We start from the raw sequence: 24,052 nt of genomic DNA on the forward strand, positions 1-24,052 counted from the left end.
CACGCGCCGTCGGCCTGTTCTTTGATGCCGCCGGCTTTATTCCGGGGCCGTCCTGGCGGCGCTGCTGATCTGGGTCCACCACGTCATCGGATCGGTGACCTGGAAGCGGCGGCCCGTGACCGTATCCGGCGTGATGCGGACGAACGCGTCCTTCCGCCCCGACTGCCACGGGAAGAGGTAGAGGCGGGAGGTTTCGAGCACATCCTCGGTGCTCTTGACCAGGGCCGCGGTGCCCTTGACCACCACGCTCCAGGCCAGGCCCGATTTGGGGTCCACCCCGTCCGCCTCCACGGCCACGGGGGCATCGCCGGACGCTGCCGAGAGCTTGGTTCCCTGGCTGGTCCGGAAGACCAGCGTGCCGCTGTCCACCGTGTAGTTGACGGGGAAGATGTCGGGGCGTCCATCCACCAGCACCGCCAGCCTGCCCACGGACACGGTCCGCAGCAGGGCCCAGCATTCATGGTGTTCGAGGTTTTGGACTTGGGTAGATGACTCGTTGCTCATGCGGTGAGCATACGCCCTTCACCAGGGGCTGGGCTTGTAATCCTTGAGGAAGACGCCATACTGGTCCTCGCCGTTCTCGCCCATGACGATGGGGTCGTAAACCCGTGCAGCGCCGTCCACCAGGTCAAGGGGCGCGTGGAAGCCTTCCTCCATGAGCCGGACCTTCGTGAAGTGGGGGCGCTCGTCGGTGATCCAGCCGGTATCGACGGCGGTCATCAGGATGCCGTCACTGTCCAGCATCTCCTGCGCGCTGGTGCGGGTCATCATGTTCAGCGCGGCCTTGGCCATGTTGGTGTGCGGGTGCCCAGGGCCCTTGTAGGCGCGGGAGAACTGCCCCTCCATGGCGGAGACGTTCACAATGTACTTCCGCCGTGCCGTGGAGCGCCTCATGGCGTTCCGGAGCCGGCTGACCAGCAGGAACGGCGCAGTGACGTTGCAGAGCTGAACCTCGAGCATTTCGAGGGGGTCCACCTCGTCCACCACCTGCGTCCAGCTGTTGATGCCGGCCAGGTCGGGAACCAGCCCGCCGGCGTCGATCGCTGTTCCTGCGGCGATCCGTTCCAGCGAAGCGGAACCGGTGGACAGCGCCAGGGAGGTGATGGCGTCCCCGGCGAGGACCGGGTGCTCAGTGACGCTGCCGGCAAGCGCCAGCGGGTGCTTGTCATGGGCATGGCCGAAGGTCAGCAGCTCCGGACCGCCGTTGGCCTGCTCCAGTGCCGCCGGAAGCGGCTCGTCCTCGGCGTCCACCAGCGGCTTGTAGGCGTTGCCGGAACGGCGCACGGTCTGGGCGGCGTTGTTGATGATGATGTCCAGCGGGCCGGCCTGGTCGAGTGAATCGGTCAGGGCCATCACTTGGGCAGGATCGCGCAGGTCGATGCCCACGATGCGCAGCCGGTGCAGCCACTCGCCGCTGTCCTGCATGGCCGCGAAACGGCGGACCGCATCCTTGGGGAACCGGGTGGTGATGGTGGTGTGCGCCCCGTCGCGCAGCAACCGGAGGGCGATGTACATCCCGATCTTCGCCCGGCCGCCGGTCAGCAGCGCCCGACGCCCGGTCAGGTCGGTCCGGGCGTCGCGCTTGCTGTGGCTGAACGCAGCGCATTCCGGGCACAATTGGTGGTAGAACGCGTCCACCTGCGTGAAGTGCTGCTTGCAGATGTAGCAGGGGCGGGACCGGAGAAGGTGGCCCGCAACCTTGCCGGTGGCGGAGGGCGCCAGCTTGTTGCCGCGGGTCTCGTCATCGATCCGGTCCGGCGCAGCGGTGGCGGTCTGGGCGATGACGGCGCGGTCGGCTTCGGCGATCGAGTCGCGCTTGGTGACCCTGCGGTGGCGCTTGACGGCCTTGAACATCTTTCCGGTGGCGCGGCGCACCGAGACGTAGTCCGGGTGCTCCTCGTCGTACGCGTGGATGGTGTTCAGGACCTTGAGGCAGGCCTGGATGTCCTCAGGGGTCAGGTCGGGGGAGCTCATTGCGACAATTTTACCGCGTACGCCGCAGGCCGGGGCACCACCAGTGGTGGCCCGGCCTGCGGCGTACTTGATCTGCTGTTGACCGTGGTCAGGAGACCCTGGCGCTGGGAGCTGCCTCCGCTGCTGCGGCGGCGTGCGTGCCCGCCACCTTGTCCACGGTCTCGCGGACATCGGGGTACTGCTCCGCGGCCGCCTTCACGGCACTGGGCAGCTCTCCCAGGTGCCGTGCGGCGAGCTGGCGTTCTTCGTCCGTGGGCTCCGGGACTTCCTGGCCTTTGGAGAGGACAGTGATGCCGGATTCGGTGACTTTGAAGCCGCGTGCACGGTCAAGGTCGGGGTCCAGCCCGATGGCGGCACCGGCGGGGACCTTGACGTTCTTGTCAAGGATGGCGCGTTTGATCACGGCCCCTTCGCCCACCTGCACCTTGTCCATCAGGACCGAGTCGATGACCCGGCTGCTGGTGGCCACGTAGACGTCATTGGACAGCACCGAGCCTTCCACCACGCCGCCGGAGATCACTACTCCGTTGGCAACGATGGAGTCGAGGGCCGTTCCCACGGTGTTGTTCTTGCCCCGGACGAACTTGGCCGGCGGCGAGATGCTCTGCCGCGTGTAGATGGGCCACTCGGAGTTGTAGAGGTTGAAGACCGGCAGCGGGGAGATGAGGTCCATGTGGGCGTCGTAGAAGGAGTCGATGGTGCCAACGTCGCGCCAGTAGGTGCGGTCGCGTTCGGTGGAGCCGGGGATGTCGTTGAGCGTGAAGTCGTAGACCCCCGCCTCGCCCTGGTTCACGAAGTACGGAATGATGTCCCCGCCCATGTCGTGCTTGGTGTCCAGGCGCTCGGCATCGACGTGCAGCGCGGCCACCAGGGCGTCGGCGTCGAATACGTAGTTGCCCATGGAGGCCAGGAACTGGGAAGGATCTGCGGCAAGCCCGGGGGTGCTGGCGGGCTTCTCCACGAAGGCTGCGATCTTCTGCGGATCGTTCTGGTCGACTTCGATGACACCGAACTGGTCGGCCATGTGCAGCGGCTGGCGGACGGCCGCCACGGTGGCTTTGGCCCCGCTGAGCACGTGCTGTTCCACCATCTGGGCGAAGTCCATCCGGTACACGTGGTCCGCGCCAACAACGACGACGATGTCGGGGTTGGCGTCGTGGATCAGGTTCAGGGACTGGTAAATGGCATTGGCGCTGCCCAGGAACCAGCTCTTGCCCACGCGCTGCTGTGCGGGAACAGAGGCGACATAGTTCCCCAGTTGGGTGGACATCCGCCACGCTTCGGATATATGCCGGTCGAGGCTGTGGGACTTGTATTGCGTGAGGACCACGATTTGCAGGTAGCGCGAATTCACCAGGTTGGAAATGGCGAAATCGATGAGGCGGTAACTGCCGGCAAACGGCACGGCGGGCTTGGCCCGGTCTGCCGTCAATGGCATCAATCTGTTTCCCTCGCCGCCTGCGAGGACAATGGCCAGGACTTTTTTGGTCAACGGCATAGTGGTCGCTCCTGTACGCCTTCGTAACTCCCCAAGACAGTCCGGTAGGCCCGGACTCCTTCACACTAGAACAGTTATGCGTGAACGACTACCTTGGGTCTTGTGCGAATAGACATTGTGACTAAAGAGTTCCCGCCGGAGATCTACGGTGGCGCCGGGGTGCATGTAGCCGAATTGAGCAGGGTGCTTAGTAAGCACGTTGACCTGCAGGTTCGTGCGTTCGGGGCTCCCCGTGATGCCGACTACCACGGCGCCACGGTAACGTCCTACCAGGTCCCCGGGGACCTCGGCGGGGCCAACGCGGCGGTCCAGACCCTCGGCGTGGACCTCCGCATTGTGCCGGATGTGCAGGGCGCGGACGTGGTCCACTCGCATACCTGGTACGCCAACATGGCCGGACACCTGGCCTCCCTGCTGCACGGAATCCCGCACGTACTCAGCGCCCACAGCCTTGAACCGCTGCGGCCCTGGAAGGCCGAGCAGCTGGGCGGTGGCTACGCCCTTTCCTCCTGGGTGGAGAAGACGGCTTACGAAGCCGCTGCCGCGATCATCGCCGTGTCCGAGGGCATGCGCCAGGACATCCTGCGCAGCTACCCCAACGTGGACCCTGCAAAGGTCCGGGTGGTCCACAACGGCATCGACGTGGAGCTCTGGCAGCGTGACGAGAACGACGACGCCGTCCGTGCCCTTGGCATCGACCCCGCCAAGCCAAGCGTGGTCTTTGTGGGAAGAAACACACGCCAGAAGGGCGTCCCCTACCTTCTGCGGGCGGCCGCGAAACTGCCCGCCGACGTCCAGCTGGTCCTGTGCCTGGGCGCAGCGGACACCCCGGAACTGGCAGCCGAAACCGCTGCCCTCATCGAGGACCTGCAGAAGCAGCGCACGGGCGTTGTCCTGATCGAACGGATGCTGCCGCGCCATGAGCTGATCCAGGTGCTCAGCCATGCCACCGCCTTCGCCTGCCCCTCCATCTACGAGCCGCTGGGCATCGTCAACCTTGAGGCCATGGCCTGCGGGGCGGCGGTGGTGGCGAGCGCCACCGGCGGTATCCCCGAGGTGGTTGAGCACGGCCGCACCGGGCTGCTGGTGGACCTGGAGCAGGTCACGGACGGCACCGGCACGCCCCTGGACCCTGAAAAGTTCGTCAAGGAGTTCGCTGCGGCCCTCACGGAGGTGGTGTCCGATCCCGAGCGGGCCCGCGCCATGGGGCAGGCCGGCCGGGAGCGGGCCGAGAAGCACTTCTCCTGGGAGTCGATTACGGAAACCACCCTCGAGGTGTACCGCTCGGTGCTGCCGGCACAGAGCTGACCCACCTGAAGCGTTAACGACGACGGCGCCGCCCACCTTGCAAGGTGGGCGGCGCCGTCGTCGTAGCTGGAGTTAGGGACGCCTACTTCCGGTTCCCGGCTGTCCGCGCCAGCAGGACCTTTTCGTCCACGGGCGACTGTCCGCTGGCCCGCTCGCTCCGGAAGTGTGCGCGGGCTTCGTCTTGCCGCGTCCTCTCGGCGCCCGTGGCGATGGCTGCCCGCACGTGGTCCTCGCCGTAGCCGAAGGCGTCCACCAGGTCCAGGGCATGCGGCCGGATCCGCTCCAGCAGCCGGTTGATGTACCCACCCACCGTGCGGGCCCGCTGCATGGAGAGCCGGCCGTTCATGAGGTACCAGGACAGGTTCTTTTCGATCAGCGACAGGCCAAAGAGGTCCCGGAGCCAGGTCAGGACCTTCCTGGTCCCGGGATCGTCCACCTGCCGCAGGGCTTCCGTGAACGCCTCCCACTGCAGCAGTTCGGCATGCGCCTGGGCGGCGTCGATGAGTTCGTTCTGGTGCCGGTTGAACAGAGCGGCGCCCTTGTCCTGCGGCAGCCGCTTGCTGCCCTTCAGGGCGGCCCCGGCCTCGGCCACCATGGTCTGCACCCTGTCAGTCAGGAGGGCGCGCTGGCCTTCCTCGTCCCGCAGCGCGATCGCAGCTTTCTGGACGGACCCGGTGTCGGCCACGAACTGGGCCACCTGGCGCAGCCCGGTGCGGTGGACGGCTGCGCCCGCTGCCTGGTTCACCACATAGCGGGCCAGGACCCCGAAATCCACGTTGCGGAATTCCTTGGCGTAATCAGCCAGCAGGCGCTTGGCCACCAGCTGGAGCAGTACCGTGTTGTCGCCCTCGAAGGTGGCATACACATCGAGGTCGGCGCGCAGCGACGCGAACCGGTTTTCGATCAGGAAGCCGGCGCCGCCGCAGGCTTCCCGGCATTCCTGCAGGGTGTCCAGGGCGTGCCAGGTACTCAGGGGCTTCAGTGCCGCGGCCAGGGTTTCCAGGTCCTGGCGGTCCGCGTCCGTGTCATGGGCGCCGGAGAAGACATCGTCGAACTTCTGCAGCAGCTGCTCGTGCGCAAAGCCGGCCGCGTAAGTGGTGGCAAGCAGGGTGAACAGGCGCCGCTGGTGCCGCTGGTAATCCAGCAGGACCTCTTCCTCTGTGTGCGAGGAGGCGTTGAACTGACGGCGTTCCGTGGCGTACTGGATGGCGGCCTTCAGGGCCACCTTGGAAGCCGCGACGGCGGCTCCGTCCAGCGACACCCGGCCCTGGACCAGCGTTCCCAGCATGGTGAAGAAGCGTCGGCCGGGGCTGGCGATGGGCGAGGTGTAGGTTCCATTGGCGTCGACGTTGCCGTACCGGTTCAGGAGGTGTGTCCGTGGAATGCGGACATTGGTGAAGTGCAGCCGGCCGTTGTCGATGCCGTTCAGACCGCCCTTGATGCCGTCGTCCTCCCCGCCGATTCCGGGCAGGAATTCCTTGGTGGCCGGGTCCCGCAGGTCGACGTAGAAGGCGTGCACCCCGTGGTTGACGCCGCGGGTGACCAGCTGGGCGAAGACAACAGCGCCCAGGCCGTCGATGGCGGCGTTGCCGATGTAGTCCTTCCAGGCCGCCCGGAACGGGGTGTGGATGATGAACTCTTCGGTCGTGGGGTCATAGGTTGCGGTGGTGGCAATGCTTGCCACGTCCGAGCCATGGCCCGTTTCGGTCATGGCGAAGCAGCCGGGAATTTCCAGGTTCATGATTCCGGGCAGCCACTTGGTGTGGTGTTCTGCGGTGCCCAGGTGCATCACCGCGGATCCAAAGAGACCCCACTGGACGCCCGCCTTGATCTGCAGAGAAGGGTCAGCCACCACCAGTTCCTCGAACCCGGCGATGTTTCCGCCGTGGTCGTCGGCGCCGCCCAGCTCTGCCGGAAAGGCGCGGTGGACAGCTTCATGGTCCACGAGGTATTTCAGCTGGCCGAACACCCGGGTGCGGTGCTCTGAATGCGTCAGTCCCTCGATCTTGTGCAGTTCCGGCCTGGCTGCCAGCTCCCTTGCCTGGCGTCGCACGTCGGCCCATTTGCCCAGGAGCTGCCGCCCCAATGCCTCGACGTCGACGGCGGGGGCAGGGCTGTTGCCCATGGGTGTGGCTGCGGGGGTTGCCTCGGGGCGAAGTCCCTTGCGGGCAGGGCGGTCCACTACGTCAGTCATGTCACAGTCCTTCTTTGGCGGATAACTTTGTGGTCGATGGTGCGGGAGTGAGTTCGGGGGCTATGCCTACGCACAGCCACGCCGTGATCTGGCGGGCCATGGTCTCCTGAGTTGGCTTGGCGGGGGAGTCCGCGGTGCTGAGCCATTGCTCGCCGGCGTTCCGCACCAGGCCGATTGCCGCCTTGGGCCAGTAGCCGATGACGGTTTCCCCGACGTCGCCCAGGTGCGACCGCATGGGGGTGGCGATCATGTCGGCGATGGCGTCAAAGAAGTGCCCCAGAGGGCCCCCCGGGGCAGCTGGATGTGGCGGGCTGGAAGGGTCCGCAGGGGCATAACTGGTGACGAACGTATAGACGTTGGGGCTGGTGTCCGCCATTTGCAGATAAGCCGACACCATGGCCAACAGACCTTCCCGGGGAGTGACGGCACTTTGGGCTGCTTCCTGGATGCGGTGCTGCATTTGGCTGAGGACAACTTCGCCCACGGCCTGCTGCAGCCCTGCTTTGTCCCCGAAATACCGGTAGAAGACCGATTTCGAGGTACCGGCAGCCGTTGCAATGTCCTCCATGGAGGCATCACTGCCCAGTGCGTGCACCGCACGGCGGGCCTGCTTAATCAGTTCGCGGCGCCGCTCCTCCCGGTGGCTCTGCCAGCGGGATGACCGTCCGTCAGGGGCTGCGGAAGACGGAGGCTCCATGGCCGCGGGGAGAGATGTGTCCGGGAAGTTCACGATACCCAGCGTATCAGGTACGCTGGGTATCGGTAACCACTTGTGACCAGAGGAGCCATCCATGTCCATAGACGGACAATCAACCCCCGCACCAGAGGCATCACCCCGGGCCGAGGCCCCCACGACCCGCAGGGCAGTGATCGTCGGGGCGAACCGGATTCCGTTCGCCCGCGCCGGCGGTGCTTACGCAAAATCCTCCAACCAGGACATGCTGACTGCCGCCCTGGACGGCCTGATCGCGCGCTTCGGCCTCCAAGATGAACGGATCGGCCAGGTGGCGGCCGGCGCCGTCCTCAAGCACTCCAGGGATTTCAATCTCACCCGTGAAGCCGTCCTGGGCTCGGCGCTTTCCGCCGAGACCCCTGTCTACGACCTTCAGCAGGCCTGCGCCACAGGTCTCGAAACTGTGGTTGGCCTGTCCAACAAGATAAAGCTCGGGCAGATCGATTCGGCCATTGCCGGCGGAGTGGATTCAGCCTCCGACGCCCCGGTGGTGGTCAGTGAGGGACTGCGCGAGGTGGTCCTGGACCTTCACCGGGCCAAGACACTTCCCCAGCGGCTGCAGATCCTTGGTCGGCTGCGGCCCAAAGACCTGGCCCCCCTGGCGCCCGGCACGGCCGAGCCACGTACCGGCTTGAGCATGGGCGAGCACCAGGCCCTCACCACAGCGCAATGGAAGATCCCGCGGGAAGCACAGGACGAACTGGCCCTGAACAGCCACCACAACCTTGCGGGCGCCTACGAGTCCGGCTTCTTCGATGACCTCATGACCCCCTACCGCGGACTGACGCGGGACGGCAACCTTCGGGCCGACACGTCCCTTGAGAAGCTCGCGTCCCTGAAGCCGGTGTTTGGCCGGAACCTTGGGGCGGATGCAACCATGACGGCAGGAAACTCAACACCACTCACCGACGGTGCCTCCACCGTGCTGCTGGCATCCGATGAATGGGCAGATGCCCGCGACCTGCCCAAACTGGCGGCAGTGGTGGACGCCGAAGCTGCGGCGGTGGACTTCGTCCACGGCAAGGACGGGCTGCTGATGGCCCCCGTGTTCGCCGTTCCCAGGCTCCTGGCCCGCCAAAACCTTACCTTGGCGGACTTCGACTACTTCGAAATCCACGAAGCATTCGCCGCTACCGTCCTCAGTACCCTGGCCGCATGGGAGGACGAAGACTTCGGCCGTACACGCCTCGGCCTGGACGGTGCTTTTGGCAGCATTGACCGCTCGCGCCTCAACGTCAACGGGTCCTCGCTCGCAGCAGGCCACCCGTTTGCGGCGACCGGTGGCCGCATCGTTGGCACCCTCGCCAAGATGCTCCACGCCAAGGCGGCTTCCACCGGACGTCCTGCCCGCGGTCTGGTGTCTGTCTGCGCAGCCGGCGGCCAGGGCGTCGTCGCGATCCTGGAATCTCTGTAGGGGGACGGAATGGCTGATACATACGCCCAACTGGTCAACAGCGGCCCGGGCCGCAACGTCGCAAGGAAACTCGGCCTTCCACAGCCCGCTGTCCTGCGCCGCCACGAACCCGGCCAGCCCCTGGTCACGGGGCCTGTCATTGTCCTGGGTGACACTGCCGGCGCAGACAAACTTGCCGCTGAGCTGCTGGCATGGGACCTGGACGTCAGGAGGCATGCCGTTCCTGCCGAAAAGCTGGGCGCCATCATCCTGGTCCTCGATGAGCTTACGCACCCGGCGGACCTGGAAAAGCCCGTTCTGGCGGCAGCGGGATCCCTCCGGGACCTGAAGGCCGGCGGCCGGGTCATAACCTTGTCCCGGCCCGCGGCGGAAGCGTCTGCGCCCGAAGCTGCAGCAGCACGGCAGGGAGTGGATGGCTTCCTGCGGTCCCTGGCCAAGGAACTGCGGGCGGGAGCAACGGGCAACGGCGTGCTCCTTGCTGATGGCACTGCCTCCACCAGCCCCAGCGCGCTGGGCGCCATCAGGTTCTTCCTCTCAGCCCGTTCGGCGTTCGTGGACGGACAGTTCCTGACGGTCTCAACCGAAGACGGCGCGCTGCCCGCGGACGTGGAGCGGCCACTTGCAGGAAAAGTGGCCGTAGTAACCGGCGCAGCCCGCGGCATCGGTGCCCAGATTGCCCGGACGCTGCACCGCGATGGCGCCACGCTGGTCCTGGTAGACATTCCGGCAGCGGGGGACCAACTGGCAGGTGTGGCAAACGAGGTACGGGGCACTGCACTGCAGCTGGACATCACCGGCGCCGACGCGGGCCGGCGGATCATAGACCACGCTGTGCAGCGGCACGGACGGCTGGACATCGTGGTGCACAATGCCGGGGTCACACGGGACAAACTGCTGGCCAACATGGACCAGGCACGATGGAACCAGGTCATCAACATCAACATCGCCGCCCAGCTTCGGATCAACGAGGCACTGCTGGCCTCCGAGCACTTCCACACTTCGCCGCGTATCGTTTCTGTTGCCTCCACCAGCGGTATCGCCGGGAACCGGGGGCAAACAAATTACGCAGCGTCCAAGGGGGGAGTCATGGGCATGGTCCGGGCCAGCGCCCCGCTGATCGCGTCCCGCGGCGGCACCATCAATGCCGTGGCCCCCGGATTCATCGAAACCGACATGACCGCCCGCATTCCCTTTGCCGTCCGGGAGGTGGCGCGCCGGCTGAATTCGCTGCAGCAGGGCGGCCTGCCCTCCGACGTCGCCGAGAGCATCGCATTCCTGGCAAGCGATGCTGCAGGCGGAATCAACGGGGAGGTGCTGCGGGTGTGCGGGCAAAACCTGGTGGGGGCATGACCCTTGCACAGCCGGTCATCCTGGCCGAGATGCCGTCGTTGTCCAAGCTCTATGTCAACGCCGCCGCCCAGGCAGCAAGGCGCAGGCTCCTGGGAACCCAGGATTCCGCGGTCCTTCCAGCCGAGACCCATGAGGTCAGGGGAGTGAGGGTGGGGGTCGAAAACCTTACCGCCTACCAGCACCTCATCGGTGAGACAGCCAGTGACGTCCTGCCGGCCGGTTTCATCCACGCCATCGCATTCCCGCTGGCCATGAGCGTCCTGAACCGCGATGACTTCCCACTGCCCCTGCTGGGCATGATCCACCTTCACAACAGCGTTGAGCAACGGTCGCCACTGGTCTTCACGGATGTCCTGGACATGACCGCCCGGGTGGAAAACCTCCAAGGCCACCGTTCCGGGACGCAGGTGGACGTCGTGGCGGAAGTGCGCCGCGCGGGTTCGGCGGAAGTGTATTGGCGGGGTCTCTCCACCTACCTCGCCAAGGGGGTGTTCCTGCCAGGGATCGACAAACCCGGCGCCGTTCCATCCAGGACCGACTTCCGGCCCCCGGACCCGACGGCGCTGTGGCACCTCGGCGTCGATACGGGGCGTGCCTACGCTGCAGTGTCAGGGGATTTCAATCCGATCCACCTCAGTGTGCTCTCGGCCAAGGCCCTGGGCATGCGGCGGTCGATAGCTCATGGGATGTACCTGGCCTCGCGTGCGCTCGCAGATGTTGGGCCTGCCCGTGGCGACTCATTCACGTGGGACGTGGAGTTCGAGGCTCCCGTTTTCCTGCCCTCCCGGGTTGCCTTGGAAATTGCTACCGATCAAAGCGGTTCGGGGTCTTGGAAGCACTCCCGGTTCGTCGCGTGGAGCCCCCGCTCCGGGCGACGCCATTTCAGCGGGACCGTTGCCGCGCTTTAGCCGGCCCGCTTCCCGGCGCCGGACCTAGTCCTGCGGCCGAACGGCCCGCAGGATGCGGTGGAGGCTGAGGAGGACCGACTCGGAGGCCGGGACGGTCCCCTCAGCCGATTCCCTGCCCGCGGCGGTTGCCATGCAGGCTTCCACCGCCTCTTTCGCGGCATCGAACCGCTGTTTCTGGGTCTGTTCGTCAGCCTCGCTGTAAGAGGCCAGGAGCTCTCCGGTTGCCTTGATGGCAGCGGCAAGCGGTTCACCGTCCTGCAGCGGGATTTCGTACGGGACGTCGCTTTCCCAGATCACGTCGGAGAGCACGTCCGTCATGTCCTGGATGTGGAAGGTCACCCGTTCAAGCTCGCGCAGGTCGCGGTAGTCCTTGTCAACGTCCCTGGGGTGCAGCTTCCGCCTAGGGTTCGCGCGTCGGCTGGCGTCGGCCTCCTTGACCAGGTGCCGCACCGAGCTTGCGGCCGAGGCCAGCTCGTCCGACCGCCGCGACCAATCTTCGTGTTTGGGCGGCCATTCCTCGGTTATTGCCGTCCCCATGTCGGTCAGTTGCCGCCCAAGGGCAATGCGCAGTTCGTTCAGGCTTGAAGCGGCTGCATCAAAGTGAAGTGGCGGGAAGATGAGGAAGTTTACGGCGATGCCCACGGCCACGCCGGCACCCATCTGGACCAGGTATCCAAACGAGAAATCGTCCGCGTTACTTCCGCCTACCAGCAGGACCAGCAGGGCTGCCGTCGGAATCCAATCGCTGCCCGAACCGATACCCGGTAAGCCGCCCAGCAGCACGCCAATCCCCATGAAGAGTGCCACCGTCAACGGGGAGGGCTCGGCAATGCTGACCAGGATGAAGGCGAGGCCGATTCCCATCGCCAGACCTGCGAGTGCCTGCGCCCCCTGCCGCACCGAGCCGGCAACGTTGTGGTACATGGCCACCAGGGCGCCCAGCGGCGCGTAGTACGCGTAATGCGAGGCCGCACCCGGCATGAGGGGCGCAATGGCGAACGCCAGGCCCGCGCCAAGCGCGGCCTTGGCAGCCAACTGCAGCCGCTGCGCCGCAAGGGCAGCGGAAAGCCCCGCCACCGATTGTTTGAGAAGTTGGGTCCCCCGAGCCCACCGTGCATCCGGTCGTGCTTGAGTATTGCCCATCCGGACCACAGTAGGGCCGGAGGCCCGTCAGGACAAACCGGCTGCGGAACGCCGCACTTCCGCTGCCAGGCGGTGCGCCCTTCCCGGCGTGCGGCCTTCCTCCTGGCGGCGCGGGATGTAACCGAAGCCCAGCCCGTAGGCGGGGTCCGCAAAACCGAGCGCCGCGTTGGCGCCCTCGTGGCCGAAAGCCCGGTGGCTGCCAAAATTCCGCGAAGGGTGGGGCTTCATGAAGACGACGGCAAAGGCGTTGTCCAGGCCGGAAGAGCGATCCAGGCCCCACACCTGTTCCCGGGTCATGGCCTCCACCGTCCGGGTCGTCAGGAACGGCTGCCTGCCGTCGACACCTGTGGTCGCGGCGGCGTAGAGCCGGGCCAGGCCCTCCGCTGAGCCCACCCCGCCGGCGGCCGACATTCCGGCGGCCCGGACGCCGGGGATGTTCGGCAGCTCCATGATGGTGCTGACGGGCGCATTGCTGTTGAGGCCTTCGAGGCTGAGCGGGTCAATCCAGACCTGGCCGGGATCTTCTTCATAGACCACGTCCCGGTATCGGGGCTCGAGGTCCTCGGGGAGCCCCAGGAAGAAGTCCACTTCCTGTGGCTTCCGGATCCTGCGGTCGTACATATCCTGAAGCGACTCGCCTGTGACGCGGCGGCACAGTTCCTCCATCAAGATTCCAATCGTCAGGGCGTGGTAGCCGAACTGCCAGCCGGGCTCCCATGCGGGAGCGGCAGCGGCAAGGCGGGCCGCGGCCGCGGGCGTGGTGAACTCGTCCAGTCTGAATCCACCTTCGACTCCAATAAGCCCCGCCTGGTGCGACAACGCTTCCCTGACCAGCAGCCTGTCCTTCCCCTGGGCCGCGAATTCGGGCCAGTAGTGGGCCATTGCCTTGTCCAGGTCAAGGACGCCATCCTGGACAAGCAGGGCGACGACCATGGCGGCAACGCCCTTGGAGCAGGAATAGGCCCCGGTCAGGGTCTCCGCACCCATGTCCGGGCCACCTGTCAGGCGGAGCACCGGAACCCCGTGCTGGTAGGCGGCAAGCTGCGCGCTGTAGCGCGGGTCCTCAGCAAGGAACGACTCAAACAGGGCAAGGACGTTTTCGTACCCGGCGGCCGCGAAGCCAAGAGATGTCTGCATGACCTCCAGTGTAAGAGGAAAGCGGTTTCCTACGACGGGATTGGGCTAGCGGGAAGCTCCGTGTCCCGGTGCGACTTCCTCGCCCGGGCGCACCGGCCCCGGCGGCGTGCCGTCGCCGAAAGGGCGGCCGCCCAGGGACTCCCTGCCATGGTCCTCCAGCCATCCACCGAGGTCCGGGCCGGCAGGAACAATACCAGTGGGATTGATGTCCTCGTGCACGATGTAGTAGTGCTGCTTGATCTGTACAAAATCGATGGTGTCCCCGAAACCCGGCGTCTGGAACAGGTCCCGTGCATAGCCCCACAGGTTGGGCATCTCACTCAGTTTCTGCCGGTTGCACTTGAAGTGGCCGTGGTACACGGGATCGAACCTGGCGAGGGTGGTGAACAGGCGAACGTCTGCTTCTGTGATGGTGTCGCCCACCAGGTAGCGTTGCCGCGACAGCCGGTCTTCGAGCCAGTCCATTGCTGTCCACAACCGGTCGTACGCTGCGTCGTAGGCTTCCTGTGAACCGGCGAAACCGCAGCGGTAGACCCCGTTGTTGACCTCTGTGAAGACGCGCTTGTTGACCTGGTCGATTTCGTCCCGAAGGTGTCCAGGGTAGAGCTGCGGCGCCCCCGGCCGGTGGAACTCGGTCCACTCCGTGGAGAAGTCCAGGGTGATCTGCGGGAAGTTATTGGTCACAACTTCACCAGTATGGACATCCACGATGGCAGGCACGGTAATTCCCCGGGGATATCCCGGGAAACGCTTGAAATAAGCCTCTTGAAGGCGCTCTATGCCAAGGACCGGATCAACTCCGCCGGGATCCAGGTCGAACGTCCAGGACCGCGCGTCATGCGTGGGGCCGGGCTGGCCCAGGGAGATCGCTCCTTCCAGCCCCAGGAGCCTGCGGACAATGACCGTCCGGTTTGCCCACGGGCAGGCGCGGGCGGCGATGAGGCGGTAACGCCCCGCCTCCACCGGCCACCCCGGCTCTCCGTTGCTGCCGGGAGAGGCGTCCCTGGTGATCCGGTCCTCAATGTAATTGGTGTCCCGGGTGAACTCGGCACCGCCGGTCACATAGGCTCCACGGGTACTGTGCGTTTCCTGGCTCATGCCACAAGCCTATGCGCCACCTACCGGTTCCAGGCGCCTTCCAGCAGGATTACCGAGACGGGCTGCCAGGCCACCAGCCAGGACCCCGCCACCAGGAGGGTGAACAGGGCAATCCACACCCCGGAGGGAACAGACGTGGTCCGGTACAGCAGGTAGGCGTCGGAGGTTCCAAGACTTCCACGACGCCGGACATGGACCTGCGTGAGTTTGAGCAGGTCGCGGACAGCAGCCACCAGGAGGGCAAGACCGAAGATGACGGCCACGTGGCCCACGACTGACGCCGGCGCAAGGATTGTGAGCACGGCCGCGGCGGCAATGGCGGCGGCGGTGATGAGGAAACCGGCGAGGTTGCGCAGGAAGATGAGCGATGCGGCCAAAACCAGCGCGCTGACGGCCATGGCTGCGGGACCCCACCCGCGGAGCCCGCACCAGACAAAAGCGGCGCCGACCATTGCGGGTACCGGGTATCCCCAAAAGCAGGACCAGGCTGCGGCAACCCTGCTCCTGCTGTAGGAGGTGGTGGTGCCGGAATGGTCCAGCCGGAGGCGGATTCCGGACAGCCGCTGCCCGGACGTCACGGCCGCGAACGCATGGCCCAGTTCATGAATGGTGGTGGCCAGCAGCCCGAAGTAGCGCCAGGTGCCGTGCGGTATGGAAAGCGCGACGGCGGCAGCCAGGGACAACAGCATTTCCACCCACGTGATGTTGGGTACGTCTGCCCGCGTGAACGCCGCAGTGAAGGCGTTCCACAAGCTGGCTGGGCTGTCCAACGTTGCCTCCTTCGCTGCCGGTCGGCGTCGTAATTGTCTTCTCCAACGCTACGCACCCCAGCTGGGCGCTGGCTTACAGGCGTCGGATTAAAGCCGAAAGGCACGCCTTGTGCGGCGTGCCTTTCGGCTTTGGTCGGGTCGTTGGGATTACCGCCCCGGTAAGGTACTGATTAGCCTTCGCACTCGGTGCAGTAGCTGTGGCCGTCTTTTTGACGGGCAATCTGCGACCGGTGGCGGACCAGGAAGCAGGAATAGCAGGTGAACTCATCCTCAGCCTGCGGGATGACCTGGACTACGAGCTCCTCAGCGACAAATTCGCCGCCAGGGACGCCGGCGCCGTCCAGTCCGTCAGCCTCATCCAACTCCTGCACAACACTGCGGGCGTCGGGAGCATTTGCTGACTGGAGCTGCTCGAGTGAGTTGTCCTGCGATTCCTTGACGTCGGAACGCAGTTCATCGTAATCGGTTGCCACTTTGGGTGCTTCTCTTTTCTTTGATTGGCTGTCGGGTATGAAACGTACAGCATAGGGCGGGTATTCCCCAACAGGGAGGGTAGATCTGCCGCCTATTGGGTAAAGGTTCAAAAGGAGAAGCCGCAGGTTCTGCTTGCGCAGTGCGGCTGCATGGGCAGTGGTGGGACCGCGTGCCGGTCCCCCTGCATGACGGAAGGGGCAATGTGTGGAACAACTCACCGCAGAGTTCGGAGGTGCAGGACAAATCGGTGTGGGTGTCGGTCCTGTGCTGGAGAAGTTCATCGACGTGTCCAGGATTGTCGTCCTTCGTGGTGGGGGACTGGGCGACCTGATTTTCGCCATCCCGGCGATGGCAGCGTTGAAGGCGGCGTATCCCGGATCCACCATCACATTGCTGGGAACTCCCATCCACAAGGCGCTTTTGGGAGCCCTGAAGAGCCCAGTGGATGAGGTGGTGGTCCTGCCTTTCGCCGAAGGAGTCCGGCCCGGGGAAGAAGATACAGCTGAACTGGACCATTTTTTTGCTGACATGCGCGGCCGCAGCTTCGACCTCGCCGTCCAGCTGCATGGCGGCGGCCGTTATTCAAATCCCTTCCTGCTGCGGCTGGGCGCCCGCCACACCGTAGGGACCCGGACTGCCGATGCGGCCAGCCTCGAGCGCACCATTCCCTACCTCTATTACCAGCACGAACCACTCAGGGCCTTGGAGGTAGCCGGATTCGCCGGTGCCTTCCCTGTCGATCTCGAAGCACGGCTGGCGCCGGCTGCCGGGCTGGCAATCCATAAAGCCGGCGACGGCGGTGGCGACCGTCCTCTCGTGGTAATCCATCCCGGCGCCACTGACCCCCGCCGTCGTTGGCCCGCTGAAAAGTTCGCTGAACTTGCCGCAGCCTGCGCTGCCGATGGTTCGCAGGTGGTCATCATTGGGGACAGCAGCGAGCAGGATCTCGCGGAGGGGATCGCGGCCCGGGCGGAATCGGCGGCTGTTCATTCCGTGGCCGGCGCATTGGATATGGCAGGGCTTGTGGCGCTGCTGGCGGAATCGGACGTGGTGGTTGCCAACGACAGCGGTCCCCGGCACCTCGCCCAGGCGCTCGGTGTGCCGACGGTCGGCGTCTTTTGGGCCGGCAACGTGATCAACGCAGGGGCACTGGGCAGAAGCCTGCACCGCGTGCACGCTTCGTGGGTTACGGCGTGCCCCACGTGCGGCATTGACGTGACCCAGGTGGGCTGGACCGCACCCCGGTGCGTCCATGACGACTCTGTAGTGGCTGGGATCGGTGTGCAGGAGGTCTACGAGGATGTCCGCAGCCTCGCTGCCACGGTTTTCGCAAAGCAGGACGCATGAGCGGCCCGATGACGGCGGGACCAGCGAGCGATCGGCTTCCCGCTGACGGTAAACCGGAGCTCCTGGTCCTGCGGGCCTTGAAGCTGGGCGACCTGCTGGTGGCCGTACCTGCGCTGAAAGGCATCCGGCGGGCGTTTCCCGAACACCGGCTGCGTTACGCAGCGCAGGGGTGGCTGTCGGAAGCCCTGGGGCTGGTGGGCGGATACGAACTGTTCCCCACGCACGGCCTGGACGAGCCATTGGCGATGGAACCAGGACTGGTGGATGTGGCCGTGAACCTGCACGGCAGCGGCCCGGAGAGCCAGGGGCGGATTGAAGCACTGAAGGCCAGGCAGACCGTTGGCCACCGCAGTGCCCACCGGGACGGCCCGCCGTGGCGGCCGGAACTGCACGAGCGCGAACGCTGGGTGAGGCTCCTGGAATGGCATGGCATCGAAGCCGACCCGCTGGACGTAGGGCTGAACACGCCCCACGTCCCCAGTCCGGTCCCCGGCGCAACAGTCCTTCACGTCGGGGCTGCCTACGGCAGCAGGCTCTGGCCGGCGGAGCGCTTTGCGGCGGTGGCAGCGGCCCTCGCAGAAGCCGGGCATCAGGTGGTGTTCACCGGCGGGACCTCGGAAAGGAATCGCGCCGAGGAAGTGTGCCGGCTCGCAGGACTCCCGGGCACCACCATGCTGGCCGGTGTGCTGGGCCTCGGAGAGTTCGCGGCCACGATCGCCGCTGCACGCCTGGTGGTCTCTGCCGACACCGGCGCCGCACACCTGGCTTCCGCCTATGGGACTCCTTCCGTCGTGCTTTTTGGGCCGGCCCCACCCGAAATTTGGGGGCCGCCCCCGGGGCCCCACGTTGTCCTGACCCGCGCGGAACTGCGGCGCGGGGACACGTTCGCAACCCAGCCGGATCCTGCCCTGCTTGCCGTCCAGGTTCCCGACGTCATGGCTGCCGTCAGGGAGCTGGGACTGCTGTAGACCCTGCGGGTCTGCGCTCCGATAATGCGGGTTTGCGCGGGGTGGCTTTGGGCCCGAGGGCCTAAAATTGGATGCATGAGCACTGAGCTGGTAATTGCTTTGGTGTTGGGTTCGGCGTTCTTATGGGTCACCATAACGCTGACCATCCTCTCTGCCATTGACCGGCCCGAAAGGAAAGCGCGCCGGCAGGAACGGCGCGAACTCCGGATGGAGAATCGGCGAACTGGGTACCGTCCGGTTTCCGCAGGTTCCCATCCCCAAGCAGGGACCCGGCATCCGCGCGGCCGCAGGCTGCACCTGCATTGACGACGGCGGGACCCGCCCGGGTGCATTGGGCGTGGAGCACCCGGGCGGGAAAGCATGTTCAGCCCGGCGCCCGCCGTCGTCCGCCTTGCGCTCTGTGGGCCTGGCCGCCGGTCAGTTGGCCGGGGCCTGTCCTGTTCAGGGTGCCGCTGCCACGTCGATAAGCACCTTGCCGACCGTTCCCTGCTCCACTGCATCGTGGGCTCCAGCTGTCTCCGCGAGGGCGAACCGTGTCAGGGGCAGCCCGTGTTCTTCGCCTACCCGGAGCGCGCCTGCGGCGAGGGCCTCGGCAACGCCGGCTACCGCATTCTGTTTCTGCTCGTCGGTGACGGTGTAGGTGAGGATGAATTGATAGCGCACATTCCTGGTCATGCTTTCGCGGATGGGGACCGTGAGCGATTCGCCGGGGTTGGCGGCGTAAATCGAGATGGTCCCCCCGGGCTTGAGTACGTGCAGGTCGGCGTCGATGTTTGCCGGTGCGTTGACGTCCACGATGATGTCCACTCCGTCGGGGGCTGCCTCATGGACGGCCTGGACGACGTCGGCTTGCCGATAGTTGATAACCGTGGCGGCGCCGGCGCGGAGGGCTAGTTCCGCTTTCCGTTCTCCGCTGACGGTTGTGATGACGGCAGCACCGGCCCACCGTGCCAGCTGGATGGCTGCGTGGCCGACGGCGCCTGCACCGCCGGTGACCAGCACGGTCCGGCCTGCCAGGGCGCCGGGGGAAAGCCTGGCCGGTCCATCCTCGCTCGACGTCAGCGCCCGGTGCGCTGTCAGTGCGGGAATCCCGAGCGAGGCGCCGGTGTCAAAGGATTCGGCGTTGGGGAGCGCCACCGCTTTGTGGGCGGGCACCACGACGAATTCCTGTGCGGTTCCTTCATTGCTGCCCCAGGCCACATCCCACAGCCATACGCGGTCGCCCACGCCGAATCCTGTCACTCCCGGACCCAGCTGGTCGATGACACCGGCTCCGTCCTGGTTCGGAACCCTGGCGGCATCCAGTTTGCTGCTTCCACTTCCGGCCCGTGACTTCCAGTCGGTGGGGTTAACTCCGGATACCACCAGCCGGACCCGGACCTCACCCGGACCTGCGTCCGTCACAGGCTTGTCCAGGAACTGCAGCACCGATGATGGACCGGTTTCCTCGTACACAATTGCCTTCACGTCTTCTCCCACGTCCGGATGCACTGCTTTACCGCTCAAACCTACCGAATCTCCGCTGCCCGGGGAGCCAGTAAAGGGCAGGGGAAAACGCCCAGGCGGAACCGGGCAGGCGGCCGCCAGGCAGTCCCTAGAAGCGGGGCGTGCCGCGGAGCCGGCGGGGCCGGCCGTCAGGGTCCACGAGGAACCGGTAGATGGGATCGGCCCACAGGCGCTGGAGTGGAGGGACGGGTTCAGTGACATGGTGGCGCACCTGCCCTGCCGGGCGGGGCGTACGGCGGCCGCCGCGGTGCCACTGGTCCAGCGCATCCGCCGTGTTCTTCCACAGCTGCAGTGGTACCCCGTTTCCGTGGAGCCGTGGATCGTCCTGCTCAAGGCCCAGGTGTTCCGCCCAGAGCTCGAGCCTCAGTTCCTTTGCGAGCGGCTGGTGTGGCAGGGAACCGGATTCTGTGGGTGTCATGCTGTCGGCGGAGGTGTCGATTACTGCGCAGGTAAGCTCGCTGTCGGTGGTCCAGGACCGCCGGTTGAAATTGTCTGATCCGCAGGTGAACCAGGTGTCGTCGATGATGCAGATCTTGGCGTGGACGTAGACCGGCACCCCCTGGCTGTTCTCAAGGTCGAATATCCCTACCCTGTCAGGTGCGGCCCGGCGGAGCATGCTGATGGCGCGCAGTTGCCCAAGCCGCTTGGGCGGTCCACTCAGCGGGCCATCGGTATCCGGGTACCTGGGCACCACAATGATCACGTTCAGCCCGGGGTTGCGTTCCAGGGCGGTTGCGATTCCCCCCGCCACCTCTGTGGACCACAGATATTGATCTTCGACGTAGATGAGCGAACGGGCCTGGGCGAACGCCTTCGTGTAAGCGCGCGCTATGCTCCGTTCGCCACGTGGTGCGAAGGGGAAGGGCGGGTGCTTTACACCGTAGGTGCGCAGCAGCTGCACGGCGTGCGGCCCTGCCGGAGGTGGGGGAGGAGCGGACTCTGGAAGCGGTTTTGGATGCCTGGGCATACGGGCCAGGCGCTGTAGCAGCATCCGGTAGGGGGTCCGCCGGTCCAGCGGGTGGGGATCGTTCCACCGCTCGGCGAACACCGCCAGCACATCTGCAACCACCGGGCCGTGCAGTTCAAGGGCGGCATCGTGCCACGGGGGCCTCTGCCCGTAACGGGAATCCATCTTCACCGCTTGGGGGTCTCCCGGATGGCCGGCGTTGTCGCGGCGGCTGTGCGAAAGGTCCAGTCCACCCACAAACGCCACGTCGCGGGAGGGGTCGTTACGACGGCGGATGACCACCAGTTTTTGGTGATGGGAGCCGAAGAGACGCACGCGCTGGTCCAAGAGCACCTCGCCGCCGGAGTCGTTGATCTGCCGGCTGAGAAGTTCATTGGAGCGGCCGCTGATAGGGGCGGACACCCGTTCACCATGGGATCTCCAAACGAGGCCCCGTACTTCCACGCCAGAGCACGCAAGCCCTGCGAGCAACCCGCCAATGGTCGTGCCACCTGCCTCCAGCTGTTCGTCGGCATCGCCGCGCCAGTCCGTGAACCACACCCGGTCTCCCGCCTGCAGAACCGACAGCTCCTCATGCAGCCTGGAAAAGTAGGCCGCTCCATGTATCAGGGGACGCACCAGGTTGCCTTCCGACCAGGAGCCGGATTCCGTACCGGCAACCTGGACACCCGATGCAGCGTTTCCCCGCTCAGCCCGGCTCAGAAACCATTTGCCAACCATGCTGTCCACTTGGCGCTCCCTCCGGGGCCCGGGGGACAGGCCGCTGCGTTTCCAACCTAGCCTACGGCCGGGCATGAACCTGCCCCTTCTGGTGGACGGCACCGAAAAGGTTCAAAGCAGCAACGCCAACCTGGGCGTCGGGAATAGGCTTATGCAGGATCGTCCCACGCGCGGGCACTGTGGCCGCTCCGGCTCCCGCAAAGTGGGGCCCGTGGTATTGGACTCCCGGCCGCGGCATCCCTATAGCTCCCATCCCAACGAAAGAATGAGTCAGACCCATGTCACTGAAGGAAAAGCTGAAGGGCGATGTCATCGTCCACATGAAGGCGGGCAACAAGGTTGGCCTGACAACTGTGCGCAACGTCCTGGGCGAAATCGAGACGCGGGAGAAATCCGGCAAGACCCCCGTTGAGCTCGATGACCTGCAGATCACCGCCCTCCTGCAGAAGGAAGCGGCCAAACGCCGTGACACCGCCGCCACCTATTCTTCGGCCGGCCACGACGACCGGGCCCAGGCCGAGATCGCCGAAGCTGAGATCATCGAGGCCTACCTCCCTAAAGCCCTGACCCGGGCGGAAGCTGAACTCATCGTCGATGAGGTCATCGCCGGCCTGAAAGCGGATGGCACGGAACTGACGATGCGCTCCATGGGCGCGGTGATGAAATCCGTTACCCCGAAAATTGGCGGCCGCTTCGACGGCAAGGCTATCAGCGAGATTGTGAAGGCCCGCCTGGCGTGATCCTGAAGACCGGGCTCACGCCGGGACATGGGATATGGGCCGGCGGTGATTGGGGGGCGGCATCCGGTCTCAGAGATGCCTTGGCCGCCGGCCCTGTCCCTATGTGTAAGGCCCTGCCCCAGCAGCAGGATCTTGTTTCAACGGTAAGTCCGGTTCCTAAACGGCAGCCCACGTTCGCCGCAAGTTTCGCTCAAGACTGGGCCCGGCAGCCCCCTTGGATTCACGTCCCGGGCACGGATCGGAATCCCAACGGAAAGCAGGGTCAAACCGTCGAATCCGGGCCTATAGTCAAAGGGACGGCACGTGCCATTTGTGGGGGGATTGACTGTACTCGCGCGGAGCCGCGTTACAACGAATCGAGCCCACCGTGGCCGCTACCCCCAGAACGCCCCTTCCCGGCCCCCGTCCCCTGCGCAGTGGTCGAAAACACCCATCCGGCCAGAGTCCCGTAGCAAGATGGCGCATTGGCTGGGTTGTGGCCGGAACAATGGCAGCAGGACTCGTCGTTGCAATGCTCCTGGCCGCTGCCCCTTTCATCCGGGCGCGTGAGAGCGAGGTCACGGGCGCCGTGCTGTGCGGCTTTGCGGTGAGGTGGGGCCTGTTGGCCCTTCTGTCAGTCCGGTTCACTGACCAGCCGCAGCGATGGGCTGTGGCACCTGCACTCTTCATGGGGATATCCGGTTTACTGTTGGCGTGGTTCGGCGCCCCCATGGATATTGTGTTCAGCTGGGTGTGGCCGCCCGTCCTGCTGGCTTTGGTGATCTGGATCTTTTTCCGTTCACGCCGGCAACTGCATAGCCGGAGCAGGCGATGGGTGTTGTACCCGGTCATCGCGGTGCTGGCGCTTGCCTCGGTAGGTGGCGCCTACCAGACCCTGGGCGCCGCGGCTGACGCGAGAGACTTCCCAATGCCCGGCCAGTTGGTGGACGTCGGCGGCTACAGCTTGCACCTCAACTGCACTGGGACGGGAAGCCCCACCGTGGTGCTCCAACCCGGAGCCGGTGAGATGTCGTCCAACCATGCCTTGCTTTCAGCTTCAGTCTCCGGCCGGACACGGGTGTGTGTCTACGATCGGGCCGGCAGGGGCTGGAGCGGGCCCGCCGACACGGTCCAGGACGCCGCACAGATAGCTGCCGACCTCCATACGCTGCTGCACAGCGGCAACGTGCCAGGACCTTACGTGCTGGCTGGTCATTCCTTTGGCGGTCTCTATGTGCAGACCTTCGCCGCCAACTACCCCGACGAGGTCGCCGGCATGGTGCTTATCGACTCTACGGACCGCGCACCGGCGCCGGTGCCCCGGCCGGTTGCAGTCCGCGACGGATACGACCTCCTTAGCCGGGTCACGGCCTTCATCTCAATACTGGGCCGGGTCGGTGCGCTGCGTTTGTATGCCCCTTTCGAGGATGTCAACAGCCTCCCAGCTCAGCAACGGGACGAAGTCCGCGCCAACATTGCTGACCCAGGCAACATGCGCAGCACTCTTGACGAGTACGTTCAAGCGAACACCTCAATGGAAGAAGCCGCATCGCTGCAGGACTTTGCGGGCAAGCCCCTTGTCGTCCTGACAGCGGGCATCGGCAATGACGCCAGGCACGAGGCTTCGCAGAACGGCCTGGCCACGCTGTCCACCAACAGCCTTCACAAAACCATCGATTTTGCGTCCCATGAAGCACTCGTCGTCGAACCGGACGCCGCGGCAGTCACCGCACAGGCAATCCTGGACGTCGTCAGTTCGGTAAGGACTGCGGCGCCACTGGCAAAGTGATGCCCGGGCTCACCAGCGTGAGGGCTACGGCCGGC

The 24,052-nt window shown here is 65.6% G+C and carries 21 protein-coding genes; 9 read left to right on the plus strand and 12 right to left on the minus strand.

From position 1 onward, the window contains the following. Window positions 1-36: 36 nt before the first annotated feature. The 3 genes from FBY36_RS18545 to glgC all read right to left on the minus strand — a co-directional run bounded on the left by FBY36_RS18545 (window position 37) and on the right by glgC (window position 3,472). Window positions 37-504 (minus strand): pyridoxamine 5'-phosphate oxidase family protein, encoded by a 468-nt coding sequence (locus tag FBY36_RS18545; protein ID WP_142121789.1) that lies wholly within the window; start codon window positions 502-504, stop codon window positions 37-39. A gap of 18 nt (window positions 505-522) precedes the next feature. Further along, window positions 523-1,974, minus strand: coding sequence for an SDR family NAD(P)-dependent oxidoreductase (locus FBY36_RS18550; protein WP_142121791.1), 1,452 nt, complete (start codon window positions 1,972-1,974; stop codon window positions 523-525). 88 nt (window positions 1,975-2,062) lie between these two features. Next, complete coding sequence (gene glgC, locus FBY36_RS18555; RefSeq protein ID WP_142121793.1) at window positions 2,063-3,472, minus strand: glucose-1-phosphate adenylyltransferase; 1,410 nt, start codon at window positions 3,470-3,472, stop codon at window positions 2,063-2,065. A 102-nt stretch (window positions 3,473-3,574) separates the two neighbouring features. Between glgC and glgA the strand changes: the two genes are divergently transcribed. Continuing rightward, window positions 3,575-4,780 carry a glycogen synthase gene (glgA, locus tag FBY36_RS18560; RefSeq protein WP_142121795.1) on the plus strand — a complete coding sequence of 402 codons (1,206 nt, stop codon included), beginning with the start codon at window positions 3,575-3,577 and terminating at the stop codon, window positions 4,778-4,780. Between the two features lie 82 nt (window positions 4,781-4,862). Here the strand turns inward: glgA and FBY36_RS18565 are convergent, their stop codons facing one another. Both FBY36_RS18565 and FBY36_RS18570 read right to left on the minus strand, forming a co-directional pair. Continuing rightward, the gene (locus tag FBY36_RS18565; RefSeq protein ID WP_142121797.1) at window positions 4,863-6,974 is read right to left on the minus strand and encodes an acyl-CoA dehydrogenase family protein; all 2,112 of its coding nucleotides are present in this window, start codon (window positions 6,972-6,974) and stop codon (window positions 4,863-4,865) included. 1 nt (window position 6,975) lies between these two features. After that, window positions 6,976-7,704 (minus strand): TetR/AcrR family transcriptional regulator, encoded by a 729-nt coding sequence (locus FBY36_RS18570; protein ID WP_142121799.1) that lies wholly within the window; start codon window positions 7,702-7,704, stop codon window positions 6,976-6,978. Between the two features lie 61 nt (window positions 7,705-7,765). Between FBY36_RS18570 and FBY36_RS18575 the strand changes: the two genes are divergently transcribed. The 3 genes from FBY36_RS18575 to FBY36_RS18585 are packed head-to-tail and all read left to right on the plus strand — an operon-like array spanning window position 7,766 to window position 11,379. Continuing rightward, entirely contained in the window at window positions 7,766-9,121 is a 1,356-nt protein-coding gene (locus FBY36_RS18575; protein WP_200830531.1) for an acetyl-CoA C-acetyltransferase, read from the plus strand. A 9-nt stretch (window positions 9,122-9,130) separates the two neighbouring features. Next, window positions 9,131-10,471, plus strand: a complete 1,341-nt coding sequence (locus tag FBY36_RS18580) for a 3-oxoacyl-ACP reductase (RefSeq protein ID WP_142121801.1) — start codon at window positions 9,131-9,133, stop codon at window positions 10,469-10,471. Continuing rightward, window positions 10,468-11,379, plus strand: a complete 912-nt coding sequence (locus FBY36_RS18585) for a MaoC family dehydratase (protein ID WP_142121803.1) — start codon at window positions 10,468-10,470, stop codon at window positions 11,377-11,379. Before FBY36_RS18580 ends, FBY36_RS18585 begins: the two co-directional genes overlap by 4 nt. A 24-nt stretch (window positions 11,380-11,403) precedes the next feature. On the opposite strand, the gene FBY36_RS18590 is transcribed toward FBY36_RS18585, so the two are convergent. From FBY36_RS18590 to FBY36_RS18610, 5 genes are all read right to left on the minus strand, one after another. Then, window positions 11,404-12,456 carry an FUSC family protein gene (locus FBY36_RS18590; protein WP_142121804.1) on the minus strand — a complete coding sequence of 351 codons (1,053 nt, stop codon included), beginning with the start codon at window positions 12,454-12,456 and terminating at the stop codon, window positions 11,404-11,406. Between the two features lie 93 nt (window positions 12,457-12,549). Then, on the minus strand, window positions 12,550-13,659 hold the full coding sequence (locus tag FBY36_RS18595) for a serine hydrolase domain-containing protein (protein WP_142121806.1): 1,110 nt from the start codon (window positions 13,657-13,659) through the stop codon (window positions 12,550-12,552). 45 nt (window positions 13,660-13,704) lie between these two features. Then, window positions 13,705-14,757 carry a glutathione S-transferase family protein gene (locus tag FBY36_RS18600; protein ID WP_142121808.1) on the minus strand — a complete coding sequence of 351 codons (1,053 nt, stop codon included), beginning with the start codon at window positions 14,755-14,757 and terminating at the stop codon, window positions 13,705-13,707. 20 nt (window positions 14,758-14,777) lie between these two features. Continuing rightward, on the minus strand, window positions 14,778-15,527 hold the full coding sequence (locus FBY36_RS18605; protein ID WP_142121810.1) for a M50 family metallopeptidase: 750 nt from the start codon (window positions 15,525-15,527) through the stop codon (window positions 14,778-14,780). Window positions 15,528-15,697: 170 nt separating this feature from the next. Next, entirely contained in the window at window positions 15,698-16,000 is a 303-nt protein-coding gene (locus FBY36_RS18610; RefSeq protein ID WP_018761323.1) for a DUF4193 domain-containing protein, read from the minus strand. 205 nt (window positions 16,001-16,205) lie between these two features. On the opposite strand from FBY36_RS18610, the gene FBY36_RS18615 reads away from it, so the two are divergent. The 3 genes from FBY36_RS18615 to FBY36_RS18625 all read left to right on the plus strand — a co-directional run bounded on the left by FBY36_RS18615 (window position 16,206) and on the right by FBY36_RS18625 (window position 18,622). Then, complete coding sequence (locus FBY36_RS18615; protein ID WP_142121812.1) at window positions 16,206-17,348, plus strand: glycosyltransferase family 9 protein; 1,143 nt, start codon at window positions 16,206-16,208, stop codon at window positions 17,346-17,348. Further along, window positions 17,345-18,316: a glycosyltransferase family 9 protein gene (locus FBY36_RS18620; protein WP_142121813.1), complete on the plus strand. Its 972-nt coding sequence runs from the start codon at window positions 17,345-17,347 to the stop codon at window positions 18,314-18,316. Before FBY36_RS18615 ends, FBY36_RS18620 begins: the two co-directional genes overlap by 4 nt. A gap of 75 nt (window positions 18,317-18,391) precedes the next feature. Further along, entirely contained in the window at window positions 18,392-18,622 is a 231-nt protein-coding gene (locus FBY36_RS18625; RefSeq protein ID WP_142121815.1) for a hypothetical protein, read from the plus strand. Window positions 18,623-18,757: 135 nt separating this feature from the next. Here the strand turns inward: FBY36_RS18625 and FBY36_RS18630 are convergent, their stop codons facing one another. Further along, window positions 18,758-19,783: an NADPH:quinone reductase gene (locus FBY36_RS18630; RefSeq protein ID WP_142121817.1), complete on the minus strand. Its 1,026-nt coding sequence runs from the start codon at window positions 19,781-19,783 to the stop codon at window positions 18,758-18,760. A gap of 127 nt (window positions 19,784-19,910) precedes the next feature. Next, complete coding sequence (locus FBY36_RS18635; RefSeq protein WP_235008967.1) at window positions 19,911-21,509, minus strand: phospholipase D family protein; 1,599 nt, start codon at window positions 21,507-21,509, stop codon at window positions 19,911-19,913. A gap of 278 nt (window positions 21,510-21,787) precedes the next feature. Between FBY36_RS18635 and FBY36_RS18640 the strand changes: the two genes are divergently transcribed. Together FBY36_RS18640 and FBY36_RS18645 are read left to right on the plus strand one after the other, a co-directional pair. After that, window positions 21,788-22,249: a GatB/YqeY domain-containing protein gene (locus tag FBY36_RS18640; protein ID WP_142121821.1), complete on the plus strand. Its 462-nt coding sequence runs from the start codon at window positions 21,788-21,790 to the stop codon at window positions 22,247-22,249. A 487-nt stretch (window positions 22,250-22,736) separates the two neighbouring features. Continuing rightward, a complete protein-coding gene (locus FBY36_RS18645; protein ID WP_142121823.1) occupies window positions 22,737-24,017 on the plus strand; it encodes an alpha/beta fold hydrolase in 1,281 nt (426 codons plus the stop codon). Window positions 24,018-24,052 lie beyond the last annotated feature (35 nt).

Origin of the sequence: Arthrobacter sp. SLBN-122, assembly GCF_006715165.1 — a bacterium.
GTDB lineage: Bacteria > Actinomycetota > Actinomycetes > Actinomycetales > Micrococcaceae > Arthrobacter.

Bases quoted from the DNA above. Each gene is read 5' to 3' on its own strand.
- FBY36_RS18545 (WP_142121789.1), bottom strand. From the start codon at position 504: ATGAGCAACGAGTCATCTACCCAAGTCCAAAACCTCGAACACCATGAA.
- FBY36_RS18550 (WP_142121791.1), bottom strand. From the start codon at position 1,974: ATGAGCTCCCCCGACCTGACCCCTGAGGACATCCAGGCCTGCCTCAAG.
- glgC (WP_142121793.1), bottom strand. From the start codon at position 3,472: ATGCCGTTGACCAAAAAAGTCCTGGCCATTGTCCTCGCAGGCGGCGAG.
- FBY36_RS18565 (WP_142121797.1), bottom strand. From the start codon at position 6,974: ATGACTGACGTAGTGGACCGCCCTGCCCGCAAGGGACTTCGCCCCGAG.
- FBY36_RS18575 (WP_200830531.1), top strand. From the start codon at position 7,766: ATGTCCATAGACGGACAATCAACCCCCGCACCAGAGGCATCACCCCGG.
- FBY36_RS18580 (WP_142121801.1), top strand. From the start codon at position 9,131: ATGGCTGATACATACGCCCAACTGGTCAACAGCGGCCCGGGCCGCAAC.
- FBY36_RS18585 (WP_142121803.1), top strand. From the start codon at position 10,468: ATGACCCTTGCACAGCCGGTCATCCTGGCCGAGATGCCGTCGTTGTCC.
- FBY36_RS18595 (WP_142121806.1), bottom strand. From the start codon at position 13,659: ATGCAGACATCTCTTGGCTTCGCGGCCGCCGGGTACGAAAACGTCCTT.
- FBY36_RS18600 (WP_142121808.1), bottom strand. From the start codon at position 14,757: ATGAGCCAGGAAACGCACAGTACCCGTGGAGCCTATGTGACCGGCGGT.
- FBY36_RS18620 (WP_142121813.1), top strand. From the start codon at position 17,345: ATGAGCGGCCCGATGACGGCGGGACCAGCGAGCGATCGGCTTCCCGCT.
- FBY36_RS18625 (WP_142121815.1), top strand. From the start codon at position 18,392: ATGAGCACTGAGCTGGTAATTGCTTTGGTGTTGGGTTCGGCGTTCTTA.
- FBY36_RS18635 (WP_235008967.1), bottom strand. From the start codon at position 21,509: ATGGTTGGCAAATGGTTTCTGAGCCGGGCTGAGCGGGGAAACGCTGCA.
- FBY36_RS18640 (WP_142121821.1), top strand. From the start codon at position 21,788: ATGTCACTGAAGGAAAAGCTGAAGGGCGATGTCATCGTCCACATGAAG.
- FBY36_RS18645 (WP_142121823.1), top strand. From the start codon at position 22,737: ATGGCAGCAGGACTCGTCGTTGCAATGCTCCTGGCCGCTGCCCCTTTC.